The organism is Pseudomonas koreensis, from assembly GCF_025447595.1.
Taxonomy (GTDB): domain Bacteria; phylum Pseudomonadota; class Gammaproteobacteria; order Pseudomonadales; family Pseudomonadaceae; genus Aquipseudomonas; species Aquipseudomonas koreensis_H.
On record NZ_JAOEJU010000001.1, the window covers coordinates 21,954 to 35,663 of the forward strand.

Consider the following 13,710-nt stretch of genomic DNA (forward strand, 5'->3'; position numbering starts at 1 on the left):
CTTTGACGATTGAATGAATGCAACGTGACGTATCCGGATCTGCCTCAGAACGGACCGTCCATGTAACAGGCGAAAACATTATGAAAGCGGTGATCATGCAGGCCTTTGGCGGCCCCGAAGTCTTGACGGTGCAAGACATCCAACTGCCAGAACCGGGACCCGGGCAGGTGCTGGTCAAGGTGAAGGCAGCGGGTGTCAATTTCATGGACACGGGCGTGCGACGCGGGCTCGGTGCAGCCTGGGAGCTGCCGATGACACTCGGTGTGGAAGGCGCCGGCATCGTCCTGGCAACCGGCCCGCAAGTGACGGAGTTCGTTGCCGGCGACCGCGTGGCCTGGCACTACGTGCCCGGCAGCTATGGCGAGAAAGTCATCGCACCGGTCAGCCAACTGGTGCCGTTGCCTGACGATATCGACTTCGCCACCGCCGCCAGCCTGATGATGCAAGGCCTGACAGCCAGCAATCTGGTGGACAAGGTTCACCGGATCCAGCCGGGCGACGTGGCCTTCGTCCACGCTGCAGCCGGGGGCGTGGGACTGTTGCTGACCCAGATGATCAAGCTGCATGGCGGCAAGGTCATCGGCCGGGTGTCGCAGGCCGACAAGGTCGACGTGGTACTCGCGGCGGGGGCTGATTACGTGGTGATCGGACGGGCGCACAACATCGCCGGTCAGGTCCTGCGCCTGACCGAAGGCCAGCGCGTGAATGTGGTCTACGACGGCACGGGATCGGAGGGCTTTGCCGACTCTTTGAGCTTGCTGGATTACTTCGGCACCCTGGCGCTGTATGGGCCGTTCATGAACCCGATCCCGCCGATCGATATCTTCAGCGTGCCGCGTAGCATCAAGCTGACGTACCCCTCAGTCATGCACTACGTGCGCGAGCGCGAAGTCTTGCTGGAAAAATCCAGGCAATTGTTCGCATGGGTCGGCGCCGGCAAACTGAAAACCGTCATCGGCAAGCGCTATTCACTGGAAGAGGCCGGACAGGCTCATCGCGATATCGAGTCGCGCAACACCACGGGCAAGCTGATCATTGTTCCGTAGTGCACCGTTGCGAGGTGCCGTGCCAGATCAGCAGGGCCGCCAACACCTGGCTACCGGCAAAAAAGGTAAACAGGTCTTGTGCGGTCCATCTGGCATCGAGCAGGAACCCGGCGACAACCGGCGAAACAATCGCGCCCAGGCGCCCCGTCCCCAGCACCAGGCCGACGCCGGTCGTGCGCACGGCAGTTCCGAACGCCTGGGGTGTCAGCACATAAAGGGCCGCGACGGCACCATTGAGCATCAGGCCAAGCGTGGCGGCCACAGGAGCACTCAGACCTGAAACGTGAGTCGCCGGCATCATCAATGGCAACAGCACGGCATTGAGCAACAGAAAACCCGATAACAGTCGCCGGCAGCCGAAACGATTGGCGGCCAGCCCCAGCAACAGGGCGCCGAGCACGCCGCCAATGGCCAGCAGAACGCCGATTCTGGCGCCTTGCCGGTCGGAAAAACCGTTGTGGATCAGCAGGGTCGGGGTCCAGCTCATCACGAAGTAAAAGCAGAACATCAGTAGAAAGAGCGCCAGCGCCAGCGAGGTGGTCTGCTGCCACTGATCCGCTGCAAACAACTCACGGACCGGGTAGCTGCGCGGCGCTGACTCGCCAGGCGCCGGTTGCTCAAGCGCCAGGAATGACGGCGATTCACGCAGCCATAATGCCCCGACCAGTGCCGCTGCGAGCGTAATGACACCGCCTGAGAGAAACACATAGCGCCAGCCAGCGGACTCATTGAGAGCGTGCGCCAGTACGCCGCCGAGACTGGCACCGAGGGCGAAGGCGAGCGATTGCAGGGCAATGGCCAGATTGCGCCGGTGCTGGCTGGCATGTTCGTAGGTCAGCACATTCGCCCCTACCAGCACCGCGCCCGTGCCAATGCCGGTCAGCAGTCGCAGGAGCAGCAGCACCTCATGGCTCGGGCTCCAGAAGGACAACAACATGCCAACGCCGCTGAGCAACAGCCCCGCGAGCAACAGTGGCCGACGTCCGAAACGGTCAGCCCGGGGCCCCGCAACCAACGAACCAAACGCCATGCCGACTAGGCTTGCACTCAGCAGCGCGCCCAACTGAGCGCCGCTCAGCGCCCACTCTGCCGATACCCGGCTGGCGGTGAAGGCCATCGCCATCACATCCAGACCATCGATTACGTTGAACAGCATGCACAGCCCGATCACCGACCACTGAGACGAGGTCGATGCCGCACTGCTCAGGCGTTCGAGCGCTGTTTCCCCAAGCATCCGCAATCCTTGTTCCGGTCTGTCATTCGAATGGGCCGTTCCCCGCCGCATTCTGCCCGTTAAACGCTACTGAATTCGAGCGTGATTTTGCGCGACAGGCCAATACGTCATACCAAAGTATCGACCGACACCATCGTGTAATCGCGGTGCTGACAGCCGGGTGGTCTGATCCGATTGGCGATGCCTTTCGAATAATGACTACAAGGAGATTAATCATGGTTGCGGTTTCGTCCGGTCTTACCTGGCGCCATTGTCTGGCGTCATCCATCAGGGGAGGCGCACTCGGCCTTGCCGTACTCGCTGGCAGCAGCGTCTGGGCCGCGACCCAGGCTGCGGATCCGTCGCAAACCATTCGCCCGTACACGATTCATGTGGACGAAGCGAGGTTGAACGACCTGCGCAAACGCATCGCCGACACCCGCTGGCCGGACAAGGAAACGGTCAGCGACGTGTCCCAGGGTGTGCAACTGGCGCAGGTCGAGGCCTTGGTCAAGTACTGGGGCAATGGCTATGACTGGCGCAAGGCCGAAGCGAAGCTCAATGCCTTGCCGGAGTTCGTGACCACCATCGACGGCGTCGATATCCAGTTCATCCATGTGCGCTCGCGCAATCCCAACGCCATGCCGCTGATCCTTACCCACGGCTGGCCAGGTTCGCAGTTCGAATTCCTCAAGACCATCGGCCCGCTGACCGATCCCGTGGCGTATGGCGGCAAGGTCGAGGACTCGTTCGATGTGGTGATCCCGTCGATTCCCGGCCATGGCTTTTCCGGCAAACCGACCGAACTCGGCTGGGGCCCCGACCGGGTGGCGAAGGCCTGGGATGTGTTGATGAAGCGTCTGGGCTACAGCCATTATGTGTCCCAGGGTGGCGATCACGGTTCGGTGATTTCCGATGCACTGGGTCGCCTGGCGCCGCCCGGTTTGCTGGGCATCCACCTGAACATGCCGGCCACCGTGCCGCCGGAACTGGTCAAGCCGATCAACAGCGGCGACCCGGCACCGGCAGGGCTGACTGCGCCGGAGGTGACGGCCTTCAATTCGCTCAGCCAGTTCTTCGGTCGCAACGCCGCCTACGGCGCAATGATGGTGACCCGGCCGCAGACCATCGGTTATCTGCTGGCCGACTCGCCCGCCGGCACGGCAGCGTGGATGTACGAAAAATTCGCCGCATGGACCGACAGCGACGGTCAGCCCGAGAAAGTCCTGAGCCGCGATGAAATGCTCGACGACATCAGCCTGTACTGGCTGACCGACAGCGGGGCGTCGTCCTCCCGTTTCTATTGGGAGAACAACAACAATAACTTCAGCGCCGCCGCGCAGAAGACCACCGACATCAAAGTCCCGGTGGCGATCACCGTGTTCCCGCACGAAATATACCGTGCGCCGAAAGTCTGGTCGCAACGTGCCTATCCGTCGCTGGCCTACTTCAGCGAAGTCAGCAAGGGCGGTCACTTCGCGGCATGGGAGCAACCGCAATTGTTCAGCGAAGAACTGCGCGAAGCCTTTCGGCCACTGCGCGCGGCTGCGCAGAAAACCGCTGCTCAGGCAGCGCGCTAACCCTTCAATCCGCAAGCACTTCAACCCGCAGCCCTTTAACCCCAAGCCCGGAACCGCCGCCCGGCGGTTCACGAGGGAGACTCGGCATGACTGACTCTAACGCTGTAACCCCATCCCGGCGCGTGCTCGCCGGTTCGATGCTGGCGCTTGCGCTGGGCTTTGCGTCGGCATACGCCAGCGCCGCCGAAGTGCCCGCCGGCAAGATCGACGCCATTACTGCCGGCACCACTGTTTCGTTCGGCGCGCTGAAACACGTCAAGGCCGGATTGCTGGATGTGTCCTACGCCGAAGTCGGTCCCGCCGACGGTCCGGTGGTCATCCTGCTGCACGGCTGGCCCTACGACATTCACAGCTACACCGACGTGGCGCCGGCACTGGCGCAGAAGGGCTATCGGGTGCTGATTCCTTACGCACGCGGTTATGGCGACACACGTTTCCTGTCTGCCAAAACCGTGCGCAACGGTCAGCCGGCGGCGCTGGCGAAGGATCTGATCGACTTTATGGACGCCCTGAAAATCAAGCAGGCCGTGCTCGGCGGCTACGACTGGGGCGCGCGCACCGCCGATATCGTCGCAGCGCTCTGGCCCGAGCGGGTGAAAGCGCTGGTGGCGGTGAGCGGTTACCTGATCGGCAGCCAGGACGCCGGCAAAACGCCGCTGCCGCCGGCGGCGGAGTTGCAGTGGTGGTATCAGTTCTACTTTGCGACCGAGCGCGGTCGCCTGGGCTACGAAAAGAACACCCATGACTTCGCCAAGCTGATCTGGCAGCTGGCTTCGCCGAAGTGGAACTTTGACGACGCGACCTACGACCGCAGCGCCGTCGCGTTGCAGAATCCGGATCACGTCGCCGTGTCGATCTTCAACTACCGCTGGCGTCTGGGACTGGTCAAAGGGGAGGCGCAATACGATCCGCTGGAGAAAAAGCTGGCGGCATTCCCTTCTATCGGCGTGCCGACCATCACCCTCGAAGGCGACGCCAATGGCGCACCGCACCCGCCGGCCGAGGCCTACGCCAAGCGCTTCACCGGCAAATACGAATACCGGCTGATCAGCGGCGGCATCGGCCACAACCTGCCGCAGGAAGCGCCGCAGGCGTTCGCTCAGGCGGTGATCGATGCCGATCATCTCTGATCGCTGGCCGAAGGAGATCCGACGATGAAACTCAACCATTGGGCCGTGTTGCCAGCGGCCATTGCGCTCGCGGCATTGGCGGCCACCGGCGTCGCTTTGGGTCAGGCCGATGACGGCGAAGCGTCGCCGATCTACGGCGTGAAGCTGCCGAAAAACTATCGCCAGTGGGCGCTGATTGCCCCGGCCCAGGAAGCCGCGCCGCTGGATGAACTGCGCGCGGTGCTGGGCAATGACCGGGCGATCAAGGCTTATCAGAGCAAGACGCTGCCGTTTCCCGACGGCACGGTGCTGGTGAAGCTGGCATGGAAACACGTGCAGTCGCCGGAATTCGAGCCGGCCTCGATTCCGGGGGCGGCCACCACCGTTCAGGTGATGGTCAAGGACTCGCGCAAATATGCCTCGACCGGTGGCTGGGGATTCGGCCGGTTCATCAACGGCAAACCCGCCGATGAGGCCCAGCACCAGACCTGCTTTGCCTGCCATCAGGCGCGGGTGCAGAACCACGATTTTGTCTTCACCCGATACGCCCCCTGAATCTGTCATACGAGGAACATCCACATGAAAAAAACACTGACTGCACTGAGCATCGCTGTAGGCCTGTGCCTGGGCGCCAATGCCTTCGCCCAAACCGCCAAACCCACGGTCGTGCTGGTGCACGGCGCGTTTGCCGACGCATCGAGCTGGAACGGCGTGGCGAAGATTCTCGAGAAGGATGGCTACACGGTAATCGCCGCTGCCAACCCGTTGCGCAGCGTCAAAAGCGATGGCGCAGCGGTATCGGCGTTGCTGAGCAGCATCCAGTCGCCGGTGGTGCTGGTCGGTCACTCCTATGGCGGCAACGTCATCAGTGATGCGGCCAACGATCATGCCAATGTCAAAGCGCTGGTCTACGTCAGCGCGTTTGCCCCCGAGGCCGGTGAAACCGTCGCCGGGCTGGCCGGCAAGTTTCCCGGCAGCACCCTCGGGCCGACGCTGGCGCCACCCGTTGCGCTGGCCGATGGCGGCAAGGACTTGTACATCCAGCAGAGTAAGTTCCACGATCAGTTCGCCGCCGACGTCCCGGTTGCACAAGCGGCCCTGATGGCCGCGACCCAACGCCCGGTGACCGAAGCGGCGTTGAACGAGCAGGCCGGAACACCTGCCTGGAAACACATTCCGTCGTGGTACATCTATGGCGACAAGGACAAGAACATCCCGCCCCAGGCGATGGCGTTCATGGCCAAGCGTGCAGATGCCAAGGCAGTCGAGGTGGTGAAGGGCGGCTCTCACGTGGTGATGGTGTCGAACCCGGCACCGGTGGCCCGATTGATTGAAAAAGCCGCTGCGGCCAACTGAAGCCCTGCGACGTGCCGAGGCGCGTCGCAGGTCTGTCACCCCCGGCTCAGACAGCGGACACCTGCGGCGATGTTGCCGGTGCCAGCCTGAGCAGCGGGGTGATGCCGAGCATCAGCAGCAGTACCGCGAACAGCAAGATGTACGCCGGGCCATAGTGTCCGGCGTATTCGCGCAGGGCACCGAACAGCAGCGGCCCGAGCGCGGCGATCAGGTAACCGATGAACAACATGAACACCGTCCACAATCCGGCCTGTTCGCTGGTGCTGGCGTGATCCAGCGGCAAGGTCATGGCCACGGTGAAGCCCATGCCCAGCCCGATGGCCGCGAGCACCACATACAGCATCGGCCAGTACGCCGGCAGGAACGCCATGCCGCCTACCCCCAGCAGGGCCAGCAACGCCGACAACCCCAGCAGGCCACGCCGGTCGTGGGCCTTGCCCGGAATCAGTCCCGCACCCACGCTGGCCACGGCGAACACTGCAGTAAAAATGCCCAGCAGAACGCCCGGGGAAACGCTCGACGTGGCCGCTTCCACCGATGCTGGAGCCATCCAGGCGAAGAGGGCGTAGACCACGAATTGACCGGCACCGAAATTCAACGCGATCAGCCACGCCTTCAGATTGCCCCAGGGCAGGCGTTTGCTCGGGTTCGACGGCGATTTCACGACAGGCACCGGTGTCGCAAAACGCCGCGCCATCCACACCCAACTGGCGATGGCAGTGAGGCTCAGCACGCTCCAGACTCCGGCGCTGACCCGCCAGTCCTGCGCCAGCTCGGCAATCGGTGCGCTGAGCACCGCCGCGAGAGTTGCGCCCAGACTCAGGCCGCCGGCATAGATGCCCATGAACAGCGCCGGTCGTTGCGCAAAGTGGGTCTTGATCCACGCACCGGTCATCGCGCCGGCGACGGCAATGCCGATGCTGGCGAAGAACGTACTGCCAAGCAGGAAGAATGCATTCGGCGAGAACGCCCGCAGCAAGGTCGAGGCGCCCAGCAACGTCAGTGCGACAACCACACTGCGATCGATCCCGAAGCGTCTGGCCAGGCTCGGAACCACCAGCGCGAACACGCCCATGCACACGTCGGGGATCGAAGTCAGCAGCGCTGCCTGGGTGTAGCTCAACTGGAAGTGCTGCTGGATCAACAGCAGAATCGGCCCCACCGAAATGATCGGCGGCCGCAGGGCGATGGACAGGATCAGCAGGCCGATCACCGCCGTGACGCTCTGCTGGTGGCCGGAGAGATTGCGGGTGATTGCCATGGGAAAAACCTCATTGATGAACAATGAGCGCAAGGCTAACAATGGGCCGGCAATGGCAAATGCCAGGGTTTGTCGCCAGAGTGACAATCGCCGCGTTAGCACGATCAAGGTCTGTTTTCAGGAGACTCCAGCCGATGAAACGAGAGGTGCGTAAGGTCATCGCCCAGCGTGAGTCCGTGCCGCGCAGCGAACGTTATCCCGACTATCAGGATGTGCCGCGCGTAATGACTGTGCTGGTGCGCGATCAGGCCACCGGCGAGTACAACGAACCGCACGTGCATCGGCACGGGCAGTTGCTGTATGCCTCGAACGGCGTGATGCGGGTGGCCACCGAGCGCGGGTTGTGGATCCTGCCGCCGAAGCGGGGGCTGTGGATTCCACCCGGAATGATCCATGACCAGTTGATGCTGAGCGCAGTCAAGATGCGCTCGATCTACATCGAGCCGCAGGTTTGTGCAGCGCTGGGCAGTCACTGCAAAGTGCTGGAGATCCCCGGACTTTTACGCGAGTTGATTCTGGCTCTGGCCGACCAGCCGATCGAATACCAACAGGAGGGCCGCAACGCGCACATCGTGGCGTTGATTCTCAGTGAATTGCAGGCGGCGCGGACGTTGCCGATTGAAGTGCCATGGCCCGTCGACAGGCGACTGGTCACGGTGTGCGAGGCGATTCTGCAGGACCCCGGACAAGACCATTCGATCGGTTATTGGGCAGACCGGGTGGGCGCCAGTTCGCGCACGCTGATTCGCTTGTTCGTCAATGAAACCGGCCTGAATTTCCGCCACTGGCTGCAGCAGGTGCGGTTGGCGACCGCCATCGACCGGCTCGACAAGGGGCAGTCCGTCGGGGTGATTGCCCGGGATCTGGGCTACGCCAGTCAGAGTGCTTTCAGCGCCATGTTCAGAAGGGTGATGGGCGAATCGCCCCGTGAATTTCTCGTCCGCGATTAGGGCGTTCCGGCGATTCCGATACCTTCGTATTCTGTCGTCGAAGGGAGGCGGGTGGTATCAATGACGCTGCTGTTGCAGGTGCATTGAACACTTAGCCTCGTTCCGCGAGGAACCTTCGAAGAGTGAGAATCCTGATGCTTTTATACCTATCGACCTGGTCCGAAATCGCCCAATTCCTCGAACGCAGCCGCACCATCGTCATCCCGATCGGTTCCAACGAACAGCACGGCCCGACCGGCCTGCTGGGCACCGACTGGATGTGCCCGGAGATCATCGCCCATGAAGCGCAGAAAAGTGCAGACATCCTGATCGCCCCGACCTTCAATATCGGCATGGCGCAACACCACCTCGGGTTCCCCGGCACCATCTCGCTCAGGCCTTCGACCTTCATCGCCGCCATCGCCGACTGGACCCGTTCGCTGGCCGCCCACGGCTTTGAAAAGATCTTTTTCCTCAATGGCCACGGCGGCAATATCGCGTCAATCGAAGCGGCGTTTTCGGAGCTGTACGCCGAAGCGAGTTTCGCCCGCCGCAAAGCCGGGTTTGCCCTGAAGTTGTGCAACTGGTGGGATCTGGAAGGCGTGAATGAGCTGGCGCGTGAGCAGTTCCCGACTGGCCACGGCATTCATGCCACGCCTTCGGAAATCGCCGTGACCCAGTGGGCATATCCCGATTCCATCAAGTCCGCCGACTACTCGCCGCAGATCGCCAACTGGGGACCGATTCGCGAAGCAGCGGATTTCCGCGCCCGTCACCCGGATGGCCGCATGGGCTCGGACCCGGCGCAGGCTTCGCCGGAAAAGGGTCGGCAACTGGTGGAAATGGCCGCTCGCGGCCTGGTGCAGGAGGTGCAAGCCTTCAGCCGCGAATCACTACCCGACTGAACCGTCACCCTTAGCAACGCCCGGATTTTCCGGGCGTTGCTGTTTCAACACCTTGGGAATATCGCCATGTGGACTATTCGTCACAGCTACATCGATGGCGCGTTCGTGCCCGTTCAGGGCCGCGAAACGATCGAATGCATCAACCCGGCGACGGAGTCCGTCATCGGTACGGTCACCCTGGCCAATCGCGACGATGCCAGGCAGGCCATCGCCGCCGCCAAACGTGCGCAAATCACGATGGGCAGTACCTCGAAAGCCGAGCGCATCGACATGCTCAAGCGCCTTCAGGCGGCGGTGCTGGAGAGCACCGAAGAAATTCGCGACACCGCCATCGAGGAATACGGCGCACCGTTGGCCCGTGCGCAATGGGTCAGCCAGTACGCGTCGCAGTCCTTTGCCAATGCGGCGCAGGTGCTGGAGAACTACGAACTGGTCCGGCCTGTGGGCCGTGCAAGGGTGATCATGGAACCGGTCGGGGTGTCGGCGTTGTTCGCTCCCTGGAACAGCACCGCCGGTACGGTATGCAGCAAACTGGCGGCGGCGATTGCCGGCGGTTGTGCCACGGTCATCAAACCGAGTGAACTCAGCCCGTTGCAGACCCAGGTACTCGCGCTCGCCTTGCACCGTGCGGAACTGCCAAACGGGGTGATCAATATTGTCCTGGGCCGAGGGAGCGATGTCGGCGACGAGATCAGCACCAGCCCGCACGTCGCGAAGGTCTCGTTTACCGGCTCCACCGCAACGGGAAAACTCATCGCCCGCGCCGGCATCGAGACCATGAAGCGGGTGAGCCTGTCGCTCACCGGCAAGTCGGCGTCCATCGTGCTCGATGACGCGGATCTTGAAGTGGCCATCCCCATGGCACTGAATGCCGCCTTCATGAACAACGGTCAGGCCTGTGTGGCCGGCACGCGGCTGTTGGTGCCGCGCACGTTCTTGGCGCAGGTGATCGAACGGGTAAAAGCCCTGGTCGACGCGACAGTGGTCGGTGATCCACGGAACCCGGCGACCGCCATCGGCCCGTTGGTCAACCAGGCGCAGTTTGATCGCGTTCAGGGCTTTATCCGGCGCGGGCAGGAGCAGGGCGCGCGATTGATCGTCGGCGGGGAGAGCCGGCCTGCCGGGGTGAGCCATGGCTATTTCGTGAAGCCCACGGTGTTTGCCGACGTCAGCAACGACATGGACATCGCCCGGGAAGAGATTTTCGGCCCGGTGCTGTCGATCATTGCCTATGACGATGAAGAGGACGCGGTCCGCATTGCCAATGCCAGCGTCTACGGCTTGCAGGCCTATGTGTTCACCCGCGAGGTGGAGCGTGGTCGGCACATCGCTGCGCGCCTGGAGGCCGGTTCGGTGTTGATCAACCGGATCGCACCGGAGTTGCTTGCGCCGTTTGGCGGGGTCAAGCAGTCGGGGATCGGCAGGGAGTTCGGGGTATCGGGGCTGGAAGCGTTTCTAGAAGCGAAAAGCATCGTAGAGGACTGACAACGGCAGCAGGGCCAACAGGATCAATCCTGCTTGCCCTGCGTACATCATTGCGGATCAGCCCAGTGCTTCGATGGCCTGCGCAACGCCTGCACCGTACGCCGGATCGGCGCAGGTGCAGTTATCGATGTGCCGCTGTCGGGTCTGGGCGCTGGCGCCATGGATCGAGCGCGCGGTGTTCTCGAACAAAACCTGTTGCTGGGCGGGCGACATGGCCCGAAACAGTGCTCCCGGTTGCGAGAAGTAATCGTCGTCCTCGCGGTGATTCCAGTGTCCGGCGCTGCCTTTCAGGGCCAGCGGTGGCTCGCTGAAATCCGGTTGCTCGGCCCACTGGCCGTAGCTGTTGGGCTCGTAGCCGATGGTGCTCCCCGCGTTCGCATCGGTGCGCATCTGGCCGTCCCGGTGATAACTGTTGACCGGGCAGCGCGGGGCGTTCACCGGGATCTGATGATGATTGACGCCGACGCGATAGCGCTGCGCATCACCGTAGGAGAACAGGCGCGCCTGGAGCATTTTGTCCGGAGAAAAACTGATGCCGGGCACCACGTTGGCCGGGTTGAAGGCCGCTTGTTCAACATCGGCGAAGTAGTTGTCGGGGTTGCGGTTCAGCTCCAGCACGCCAACTTCATGCAGCGGGTAATCGGCGTGTGGCCAGACCTTGGTCAGGTCGAACGGATTGATCGGGTAGGTCTGCGCATCCAGCTCCGGCATCACCTGGACAAACAGTTTCCATTGCGGGAAGTGGCCTTCCTCGATGGCGCTGTACAGGTCGCGCTGGGCACTTTCGCGGTCATCGCCGATCAGCGTCGCGGCTTGTTGGTCGGTGAGGTTTTCAATGCCTTGCTGGGTCTTCCAGGTGAACTTCACCCAGAAACGTTCGTTCGCCGGGCTGATGAAACTGAAGGTGTGGCTGCCGAAACCGTGCATGTGGCGGTAGGTGCGCGGCAGTCCGCGATCGCTCATGACAATCGTGACCTGGTGCAGCGCCTCCGGCAGCAAGGTCCAGAAATCCCAATTGTTGCGGGCGCTGCGCATGTTGGTGCGCGGGTCGCGTTTGACCGCATGGTTGAGGTCGGGGAATTTCAACGGATCGCGCAGAAAGAACACTGGCGTGTTGTTACCCACCAGGTCCCAGTTGCCTTGCTCGGTGTAGAACTTGATGGCGAATCCACGGATATCGCGCTCCGCGTCCGCCGCGCCGCGCTCACCAGCCACGGTCGAGAACCGGACGAACACATCAGTGGTCTTGCCCACGTTGGAAAACAGTCTGGCCTTGGTGAAACGGGTGATGTCGTGGGTGACCGTGAAGGTGCCGAACGCGCCCGAACCCTTGGCGTGCATGCGCCGCTCGGGGATGACTTCCCGATCGAAGTGCGCAAGTTTTTCCAGCAACCATACGTCCTGCAACAGCATCGGGCCTCGCGGGCCGGCGGTCTGTACGTTGTTGTTATCAACCACTGGCGCGCCGGCGGCGGTCGTTAGCTTGTTCATGCGCAACTCCTGGCTTTTGTCGGTTATCCCGTCATCACATCAAAAGCCCCGGGTGCTATCTATTGCACCATGGTGTCGCCGGATAGCACCAAGGTGTGGTTGGATTGAATTGCGTTTTGGTGTCGGCAAAAGACGGATCAGGCGAGGGTGATGCTGACCTTGATGTTGTTGCGCGTGGCCTTGGAATAGGGGCAGTTCTGGTGTGCTGCGTCGATCAGTTGTTGCGCCACTTGTGGCTCGATTTCCGGCAGTGATACCGCGAGTCTCGCCTGCAGGAAAAAACCGTGCTCTGCGTGGACCAGGTCAATTTGAGCATCGACTCCGGCCGCTGCCGGAAAACCGATCTTGCGCGCGTTGCAGGCATGACGCAGCGAGCCGAGGAAGCAGGCCGACCAGCATACGGCGAACAATTGCTCGGGGTTGGTTCCGGTGCCGGGCGCGCCCGGTGGAGAAAGCTTGAGATCCAGTCGGCCATCGTGACTGCGTCCAATGCCCTCGCGGCCTCCTGTGGTGCAGGTATGCGCGGAGTAGAGGGTTTTTTCGATATCGATCATGGGCATTCCCTGAAGAGCATTTCACAGCGAAAAGGACGGTTCATGTTGCCCGTGTGGGTTCATGACATTCACGTACAGACGCACCCGCCAGTGCGTCGGCCGTGGCCACGGCGTCAGTGCTGCGATGGCCCAGGCTGTTGAGCAGAGTTGAGCGTGCGATCTCGATCAGCCAGGCCCGAAATGGAAAGCTCGGGTCATGGGCGGCCTGTTCCTGATAGAGCGCCCTGAAGGCCTGCTGAACGAGGCCGCCGGTGTCTTCGCGTCGGATCCGGCCGGCCTGCACCTGACCCTCGTAAAAGGCGATGAGCAACGGCGTCACCGTCGCGAATAGCTGTTGCGCTTCACCCCGGCCATGCCTGACGGCGCCCGCGACCAAGGCATACAGTTCGTCGTTGCCGAGCCGGTCGGCCTCGCACAGGCAATTGTGGCGATAACCTTCAGCCATGGTCGAATCCCTCGCAAAACCATCGTTCGACTGAGCGAGGCGACCATAAAGATTCGCAGGTGGCCTGGCATTCAGCGGTGAGATTCAAGCCTGCCTTCACCGCTCAATGACTGCCAGTTATGCGTTGTTAGCGCTTGTTAGCGTTCGTCTGTTGCAGTGCTTGGTGTGGTGATTTTTCCGCTGGCCGCTCAAGACTCTGCGGTGGTTTTCCATGCCCTGTGCCTGGAAGAAATGGTGGGGCGGTGTACGAGCATTTTTGACATCCCTGTCTCTTTGCCATCGTCACAATCGCGTAGGAAACGTCTGATATTTATTTCGCAGATTTCCTACATTTTG

At 62.1% G+C, this 13,710-nt stretch carries 13 protein-coding genes; 8 read left to right on the forward strand and 5 right to left on the reverse strand.

Going from position 1 to position 13,710, the window contains the following annotated elements; genetic code table 11:
* The first annotated feature begins 80 nt into the window (after positions 1-80).
* Entirely contained in the window at positions 81-1,046 is a 966-nt protein-coding gene (locus N8H71_RS00100; protein WP_262192220.1) for a quinone oxidoreductase family protein, read from the forward strand.
* Here N8H71_RS00100 and N8H71_RS00105 read toward each other — a convergent pair.
* Positions 1,033-2,280, reverse strand: coding sequence for an MFS transporter (locus N8H71_RS00105; protein WP_262192221.1), 1,248 nt, complete (start codon positions 2,278-2,280; stop codon positions 1,033-1,035). The genes N8H71_RS00100 and N8H71_RS00105 overlap by 14 nt on opposite strands.
* A 215-nt stretch (positions 2,281-2,495) precedes the next feature.
* Between N8H71_RS00105 and N8H71_RS00110 the strand changes: the two genes are divergently transcribed.
* The 4 genes from N8H71_RS00110 (at position 2,496) to N8H71_RS00125 (ending at position 6,304) form a co-directional block, all read left to right on the forward strand.
* Complete coding sequence (locus tag N8H71_RS00110) at positions 2,496-3,839, forward strand: epoxide hydrolase family protein (RefSeq protein WP_262192222.1); 1,344 nt, start codon at positions 2,496-2,498, stop codon at positions 3,837-3,839.
* 137 nt (positions 3,840-3,976) lie between these two features.
* The gene (locus tag N8H71_RS00115; protein ID WP_431768297.1) at positions 3,977-4,969 is read left to right on the forward strand and encodes an alpha/beta fold hydrolase; all 993 of its coding nucleotides are present in this window, start codon (positions 3,977-3,979) and stop codon (positions 4,967-4,969) included.
* Between the two features lie 24 nt (positions 4,970-4,993).
* Positions 4,994-5,503 (forward strand): cytochrome P460 family protein, encoded by a 510-nt coding sequence (locus tag N8H71_RS00120; RefSeq protein WP_262192224.1) that lies wholly within the window; start codon positions 4,994-4,996, stop codon positions 5,501-5,503.
* Positions 5,504-5,527: 24 nt separating this feature from the next.
* Positions 5,528-6,304, forward strand: a complete 777-nt coding sequence (locus N8H71_RS00125) for an alpha/beta fold hydrolase (RefSeq protein ID WP_262192225.1) — start codon at positions 5,528-5,530, stop codon at positions 6,302-6,304.
* A 46-nt stretch (positions 6,305-6,350) separates the two neighbouring features.
* Here the strand turns inward: N8H71_RS00125 and N8H71_RS00130 are convergent, their stop codons facing one another.
* Positions 6,351-7,565, reverse strand: a complete 1,215-nt coding sequence (locus tag N8H71_RS00130; RefSeq protein WP_262192226.1) for an MFS transporter — start codon at positions 7,563-7,565, stop codon at positions 6,351-6,353.
* Positions 7,566-7,699: 134 nt separating this feature from the next.
* Between N8H71_RS00130 and N8H71_RS00135 the strand changes: the two genes are divergently transcribed.
* From N8H71_RS00135 to N8H71_RS00145, 3 genes are all read left to right on the forward strand, one after another.
* Entirely contained in the window at positions 7,700-8,515 is an 816-nt protein-coding gene (locus tag N8H71_RS00135) for an AraC family transcriptional regulator (RefSeq protein ID WP_262192227.1), read from the forward strand.
* Between the two features lie 134 nt (positions 8,516-8,649).
* The gene (locus tag N8H71_RS00140) at positions 8,650-9,399 is read left to right on the forward strand and encodes a creatininase family protein (RefSeq protein WP_011333687.1); all 750 of its coding nucleotides are present in this window, start codon (positions 8,650-8,652) and stop codon (positions 9,397-9,399) included.
* A gap of 66 nt (positions 9,400-9,465) precedes the next feature.
* A complete protein-coding gene (locus N8H71_RS00145; RefSeq protein ID WP_262192228.1) occupies positions 9,466-10,884 on the forward strand; it encodes an aldehyde dehydrogenase family protein in 1,419 nt (472 codons plus the stop codon).
* A gap of 57 nt (positions 10,885-10,941) precedes the next feature.
* Here N8H71_RS00145 and N8H71_RS00150 read toward each other — a convergent pair whose 3' ends face one another.
* The 3 genes from N8H71_RS00150 to N8H71_RS00160 form a co-directional block, all read right to left on the reverse strand.
* Positions 10,942-12,375, reverse strand: a complete 1,434-nt coding sequence (locus N8H71_RS00150; protein ID WP_262192229.1) for a catalase — start codon at positions 12,373-12,375, stop codon at positions 10,942-10,944.
* A gap of 137 nt (positions 12,376-12,512) precedes the next feature.
* Positions 12,513-12,929, reverse strand: coding sequence for an organic hydroperoxide resistance protein (locus tag N8H71_RS00155; RefSeq protein ID WP_262192230.1), 417 nt, complete (start codon positions 12,927-12,929; stop codon positions 12,513-12,515).
* Positions 12,930-12,969: 40 nt separating this feature from the next.
* Positions 12,970-13,374, reverse strand: coding sequence for a hypothetical protein (locus tag N8H71_RS00160; protein ID WP_262192231.1), 405 nt, complete (start codon positions 13,372-13,374; stop codon positions 12,970-12,972).
* Positions 13,375-13,710: the final 336 nt, after the last annotated feature.